Below are 365 nucleotides of genomic sequence, written 5' to 3' on the forward strand. Positions count from 1 at the left end.
GGCACGGCACGAAGGTGGTCAATCAACGCTCGCTGACGAATCGTCACTGTGCCCTGTTCACCAGTCAAGCGCGCCTTCGCCACCGCGTGGATCGCGTCGATCTCGTCGGCGAAAGCGGTTGCAACTGCGTGGTTGATGGAAGGGAACGCGAACTGGATCGTCTCCCGCCACTGTTGCACCCCCTCTTCGGCGCTAGGACCCTTGCTGAGGAACCGGATGGACGGCCCGTGGTGGTCGATGATCACGCCATTCGGGTCCTCCTCGCTACCGAGGCGCAGCCCGGATTTCCGAGGTTGCACAGCAAGCCCGTGCTTCGTCGAGTTGTACACGTTAGCCTCGCGGGCGAGCAGCGCGGCTGCCCGAGT

The 365-nt window shown here is 63.8% G+C and carries 1 protein-coding gene; it reads right to left on the reverse strand.

All coding sequences use genetic code 11. The features are described from left to right. Nucleotides 1-329, reverse strand: a 329-nt coding sequence (locus KVS71_RS17155; RefSeq protein WP_217585119.1) for a hypothetical protein, incomplete at its 3' end; no start/stop codon positions are given. Nucleotides 330-365 lie beyond the last annotated feature (36 nt).

The organism is Microbacterium sp. GbtcB4, from assembly GCF_019091465.1.
Taxonomy (GTDB): Bacteria; Actinomycetota; Actinomycetes; order Actinomycetales; family Microbacteriaceae; genus Microbacterium; species Microbacterium paraoxydans.